Annotated in this window: 4 protein-coding genes and 1 tRNA gene; 4 read left to right on the top strand and 1 reads right to left on the bottom strand. The window is 67.6% G+C overall.

Translation table 11 applies throughout. The features are described 5' to 3' along the window. On the top strand, nt 1-1,377 hold a 1,377-nt coding region (locus HC022_RS18025; RefSeq protein WP_167453355.1), incomplete at its 5' end, for a peptidoglycan-binding protein. A 155-nt stretch (nt 1,378-1,532) separates the two neighbouring features. Continuing rightward, nucleotides 1,533-1,619, top strand: a tRNA-Leu gene (locus tag HC022_RS18030). A gap of 210 nt (nt 1,620-1,829) precedes the next feature. On the opposite strand, the gene HC022_RS18035 is transcribed toward HC022_RS18030, so the two are convergent. After that, nucleotides 1,830-4,424, bottom strand: coding sequence for a CheR family methyltransferase (locus tag HC022_RS18035; protein ID WP_167453356.1), 2,595 nt, complete (start codon nt 4,422-4,424; stop codon nt 1,830-1,832). 94 nt (nt 4,425-4,518) lie between these two features. Here HC022_RS18035 and HC022_RS18040 point away from each other — a divergent pair, with 94 nt between their 5' ends. Then, entirely contained in the window at nt 4,519-4,857 is a 339-nt protein-coding gene (locus HC022_RS18040; RefSeq protein WP_368484694.1) for a response regulator, read from the top strand. A 495-nt stretch (nt 4,858-5,352) separates the two neighbouring features. Then, nucleotides 5,353-5,573 (top strand): response regulator (locus HC022_RS29880; protein ID WP_368484693.1); only part of this gene is annotated, 221 nt, incomplete at its 3' end.

A 5,573-nucleotide genomic window follows, 5' to 3' on the forward strand; every position in this document is an offset into this window, starting at 1 on the left:
CGCAGGGGCTACCCCCCGCCCGGGCAGCCCCCCCAGTACGAGCGCGCCTCCCTGATCGGCTCCTCCCACCGCGCGCGGGCGGGCGGCCCCGCCACGTCGCAGCTCATCGCCTCGAACCCGCTCGGGGTGAAGGGGCTGCTGGTGGCCTACCGCGACGAGCAGGTGAACGGCGGTGGCACCACCGCGACCTCGTCGATCGGCGGGCACTACGGGCTGCCGAGCGTCGTCGCCGCGGCGGTGAACGAGATCGCCAAGAGTTCGGACCCCACCGCCGAGCAGCTGGTGCAGCGCCACGGTTTCATCCAGCTTTCCGACATCAACGGTGATGGCCAGACCGATTACATCATCGACACCTCGGTCACCGGCTCGGCCTTCTGGTGCAGCGCCCAGAGCTGCATGGTGCGGGTCTTCGCCTCGACCCCCGACGGCTACGAGCGCAACGACTTCCAGGCCTTCAACGTGACGCCGGCGATGTTCACCTGCCAGCGCGGCACCTGCGCCAAGACCGGCAGCAACACCACCACCGCCGCAGCCCCCGCGATGCCGGTGCCGCAGGCGATCCCGCGCGATCCTGGGCCGCAGATGGCGGCGATGCCGGTGCCCTCGGCCACGCCGGCGGTGCCCGCGACGACCGCCGCCGTGAACGCGGCGCCCGCCCTGCCGAATTTCTTCGGCGGCGCGGCCCCGGTCGAGGCCTCGCTGGCCTCGCATTGCAACAGCGTGAACCTCGTGACCTCGACCAACGGCGGTTATATCACTGCCGACACGCTCACCGACCCGGCGGCGGCGCTGGGAGAGCAGCTGTGCCTGACCCGCACCTATGCCATCGCGGCGGGCGAGACGCTGATGTCGCAGGTGGCCGAATCCTCGCCGCAGCAGATCGCCGAGCAGTGCGGCACCTTCGGCGCGCTGCTCAAGGAGCAGGTGGCCTCTGTCTCGCTGCAGCCGCGTGACCAGGTGCTGGCGAGCGTGGGCCAGTTTGTGCTGTCGACCGGCATGACCCCGGCGCAGCTCGAGAAGACGGCGCAGATCTGCCTCGCCTCGGGCTACAAGACCGATGACATGGGCACCGCCATGGGGGCTGCGCTGATGCTCGTCGCGCTGGGCAAGGGGCCCTATGCCGAGCTTCTGGGCCACCACCTGAGCCAGGGTTTCGGCGCCAGCCAGCGCTCGGACCTCGCGGTGAGCTGGTACGACCAGGCGCTGTCGGCGCTCGACGCCGGTGCGACCCCGGTCTTCGGCCCGGGCCAGCCCGAGCGGGCGGGGCTGCTGCGCAAGGCGTCGATGATGCTGGGCGGCAACAGCGGGCTTGCCGGGCAGGATGCACCCAAGGTCACGCAGGCCTCGGCGGTGCCGGTGTTCAAGCTCGCCGACTGATCCGGGTCAGCTTCCGGGACATCGCGCGGCGGCGTCGCAAGGGGCCGCCGCGTCGCTTTTCGGGGCGAGCGGAAAAAATCTTCGGCGGGATGTGATTTCCCTCTTTTCTTCCCCGGCGGGCTTTTGTAGAGAGCGCTTCACCAAGTCAAGACAGTGCGGTCGTGGCGGAATTGGTAGACGCGCAGCGTTGAGGTCGCTGTGGGGTAACTCCCGTGGAAGTTCGAGTCTTCTCGACCGCACCATTTACCCGAAGAGGGTTGCAGGCGCAGAGGCGTCAGCACATCCGGGTCACAGTTTCCCACTTAGACAAAGCAAGACACCCTTCGGGTGAGTTGTGTCTGATCACCGCGCGGATCGTCCGGCGCGGATGCAGGACGCACGTCGTCACACCGGGCATGCGAAGGGCAGGCGTCGACCCCGCTCGCGCCCCCGCTGCGGTGGCCGGGCAGCCGTCAGAGGCTGCCCTCCTCCTGGTCGGAAACGTGGGGACGGAAGATGATGAAGGCGCCCGTGGCCTTGCCCGAGCGGCCCTCTTCGATGATCGGCTGGATCTCGACCGACAGCGGCTCGTTCTCGAACACCCCCTGCGCGCTGATCGGCTCGAGGTCGAGCAGCACCCGCTCCACCGCCTCGGGCAGGTCGATGAAGTCGAAGCGCGGGCCGATGACGCTGAGCTTTCGGTTGATGTCATGCGGCTCGAGCGAGAACCGCTGGGCCCCCAGCCCGCTGAACCGCTTCACCAGCATCTCGTCATTCACCACGATCAGGCCGAGCCTGAGGATCTGGAACAGGTGCTCCGTCTCATTGTTCAGCGAGGAGAGGTCGAGAATCTTGCGCTCGTGCTCGGCGCCGACGGCGACGAGTTCCTTGTTCACCGCGTGCAGCTCCTCGTTCGAGCTCTGCAGTTCCTCGTTCGATGCCTGCAGCTCCGCGTTCGAGGCCTGAAGCTCTTCGCCGCTGGCCCCGAGTCGCTCGGTGACGTGCTGCAGGGTCTCCTCGGTCAGCCGCAGGTCGCGTTCCAGCTCGTGCACGCGCTTGGAGAGCACCATCGCGTCTTCCGAGTTGATGCCCTCGGCGTCGCCGCCGTAGTCCTGCGGCACGTCGTCGGCCTCGGCCTCGAGCCGCAGGCGGATCAGCATGAGGCGCGGCTTGTTGACCTTGTCGAGCGGCTCGAAGGTCAGGGTCACCGGCTGCGCCACGTCCTTGCCCATGTCGACGTCGAACCGGCGCGAGAACACCTCGAAATCGCCGGCGCGCAGCTTTTCGAGCGCCACGTCGATCACGAAATGCAGGTCGCGGTGCAGGATGTGCTCGACCGACCATTCGGTGAGGTCGCTGCGGGTGTCGACAAAGGCACTGGCGGCGCCGAACCAGCTCAGCACCTCGCCCTCGGAGGTCACGAGAAAGGACGAGGGCGCGTAGTTCTTGAGCAGCAGGTCGTAGGAGCGGAACAGCGCCTCGCGCCCGCGCATGTCGGCGAACTCGCGCAGCACCGGCGACATCCGCGACCGGGGCACGGGGGCGTGGTCGTCATTGGCCGGCATACGCCCCGTGGCCCGGCGGCTGAGCCGGTTCGGCAGCATGGTCCGGTCGAAGACGCGCCGGCCCGAGGCCTTGCGAAACAGCCGCCAGCGCGGGTTGATCGTGTCGAACTCCTCGCCGAAATGGCCCAGCGTCTCGGACGGTCCGAGGAACAGCACGCCATGCTTCTTCAGCCCGAAGAGGAACATCGAGATCACCCGTGCCTGCGCCTCTTCGCGCAGGTAGGTCAGCAGGTTGCGGCAGGACACGAGGTCGAGGTCGAGGAAGGGCGGATCTTTCAGCGCGTCATGCACCGAGAAGATGATCTTCTGCCGCAGCGAGGGCACGACCGTGTAGACGTTGGCGCGCCGGTCGAAATACTTCCGCCGCAGCGGCTCGGGGATCTTATGCACCGCGTCCGCCGAGTAGGCGCCGGCCGAGGCGAAGTCGATCGAATGGCGGTGCACGTCGGTCGCGATGATGCGGAAGCCGCGCAGGTCGCCGGCCGCCTGCAGCGCCTCGGTCATCTCGATGCCGATGGTATAGGCCTCTTCGCCACTGGCGCAGCCCGCCACCCAGATTCGCAACGGCTCGTCGGACTGCGAGCTCTCGATCATCGGCTGGATGACCTCGTCGCGCAGGATCGAGATGGCCTCGGGGTCGCGGTAGAACTCGGTCCCGCCGATCAGCAGGTCCTGGTAGAGCTCGTCCACCGCTTCCGCTGAATTGCGCAGCAGCTCGAGGTATTGCGATGGGTCGTCGATCCCCCGCAGGTGCTGGCGGCGGGTGATGCGGCGCAGGAGGTTGGTCTCCTTGTAGGAGCCGAAGTCGAGGTCGTGCTGCTTTTCCAGAAGCTCGAGGATCGACTGGTTCAGCGATTGGTCGAGCCCGGTGCCGATGTGCGGCGCGGTGCGCTGGCCGGTGGTGAAGATGTCGCGAATCGCGTTGGGGATGTCCGCCGCGTCGGCGATGCGGTCGTGGATGCCCAGCGACAGGATGGTGCGCGGCATCGACGGGAAGTCGGCCTCCTGCGGGGTCTGCACCAGCAGCGCGCCGCCCGCGGCGTGCAGGATCTGTGCCCCGTTCGAGCCGTCGCTGCCCGAGCCCGAGAGGATCACCGCGGCGGTCTTCTCGCCCCCGCGCGAGGCCAGCGAGGCCAACATGCTGTCGATGGGCAGGTGCGGGACCTGGTCGGCCTTGCTATAGGTGAAGGTGCGGAAGACGTCGGCCTCGACCACCGAGCCGGTGTTGGGGCGGTTGAGGTAGATGGTGTCGGGCGTGATCGGCAGCCCGTCCTCGATATGGCGGATCTTGAGATGGGTCTTGCGCGCCAGCAACTCGTCCATGACCGGGCGGTAGTCCGGCGACAGGTGCTGGATGATGATGTAGCACCAGCCGAGACTGTCGGGCGCATTGGTGAAAAACGCCTCCAGCGGGTTGAGCCCGCCCGCCGACGTTCCGATTGCGACGATCGGAATGCGCTCGGTCGCCTCGCCGCCACCGCGATCGTCTTCGAAGTCGGACATACCACCATCCCGTTGACATCCTGTCGTAACAGGAAACGTAACACATGGTGTGGCCGTCACAACTACCGGAGGATCGTGACTGGCGCGACTTCTGATCGCCGATGACGATTTCGAATACAGCGAAGCGTTCAGCAACGGTATGACGGCCATCGGGCACGATGTCATGACCGCGCGGAACGCTGATGAAGCGCTGGAAATTCTCATCGCCGAGGACGGAGCCTTCGATTTCGTCTTCCTCGATGTCGTGATGAACAACGGCGAGGCTATCAGCACGCTGCACCGGATCCGCGACCGCTGGGATGCACTCCCCGTCGTGATCATCAACGGGCGGGCCGAGATCGTGAACTCGCCGCTTTTTGCCAACGGGCTGCAGCTGGCGCAACGGCGGGTGCGCAAGTCGACCAAGCTCAGGGACCTCGCCGATCTGGTCTAAGACCTGGTCGGGACCTGAGCGAAGGCGGCAGCGCCCCGGATCCCGACCGAGCGGCGCGCGCGTTCGTCAGACGATACCGCGAGAGCGTCCTATCCGCGGGGCGGGCGCCGGGCCCGGATCTGCGCGGGGCTCGCGGTGGCGCTGGCGGCTTTGGCGCTGCTGAGCGGTTGGCCGTTCCCTGGCATCCCGCTGGCACGCTTCCGAGGCGACTTCGCCGCGATGGTGCCGCCGACGGCGGCACCAGGCTTGGCCTCTCGATGGTCGTTTCCTTCGTGCGCCGCTCGGTTGGCAGCATGGTGCTGCACTCGGTCCCCGAAGACGGCACCGAAGTCGAGCTGCTGTTGCCCCGCGTCGATGCCATGGCGGCGGAGGCGGGGGCCGAGACCTACCCCGAAGACGACCTGCGCGGTCTCAAGGTGCTGGTGGTCGAGGACGATCCGCAGTTCCGCCACACGCCACACGCTGCCCGAGGCGCTGGGGCTGCTCGGCGTCCAGGTGACCATCTGCCTTCAGGCGGACGAGGCGCTGGACCGGCTGGCCCGGCAGAGCTTCGACGCGATGGTGTCGGACATTCGCTTTCCGGGGCCGATGGACGGCATCGACCTCGCACGGACGGTGGCCCGGCGCTATCCCGCGCTGCCAGTGCCGCTGATCACCGGGTTCGGCAGCACCCGTCGTGAGACCGCGGATTTCGTGGTGCTCCGCAAGCCGGTGCG

Source organism: Salipiger sp. HF18, from assembly GCF_011806505.1.
Taxonomy (GTDB): domain Bacteria; phylum Pseudomonadota; class Alphaproteobacteria; order Rhodobacterales; family Rhodobacteraceae; genus Salipiger; species Salipiger thiooxidans.

Bases quoted from the DNA above. Each gene is read 5' to 3' on its own strand.
- HC022_RS18035 (WP_167453356.1), bottom strand. From the start codon at position 4,424: ATGTCCGACTTCGAAGACGATCGCGGTGGCGGCGAGGCGACCGAGCGC.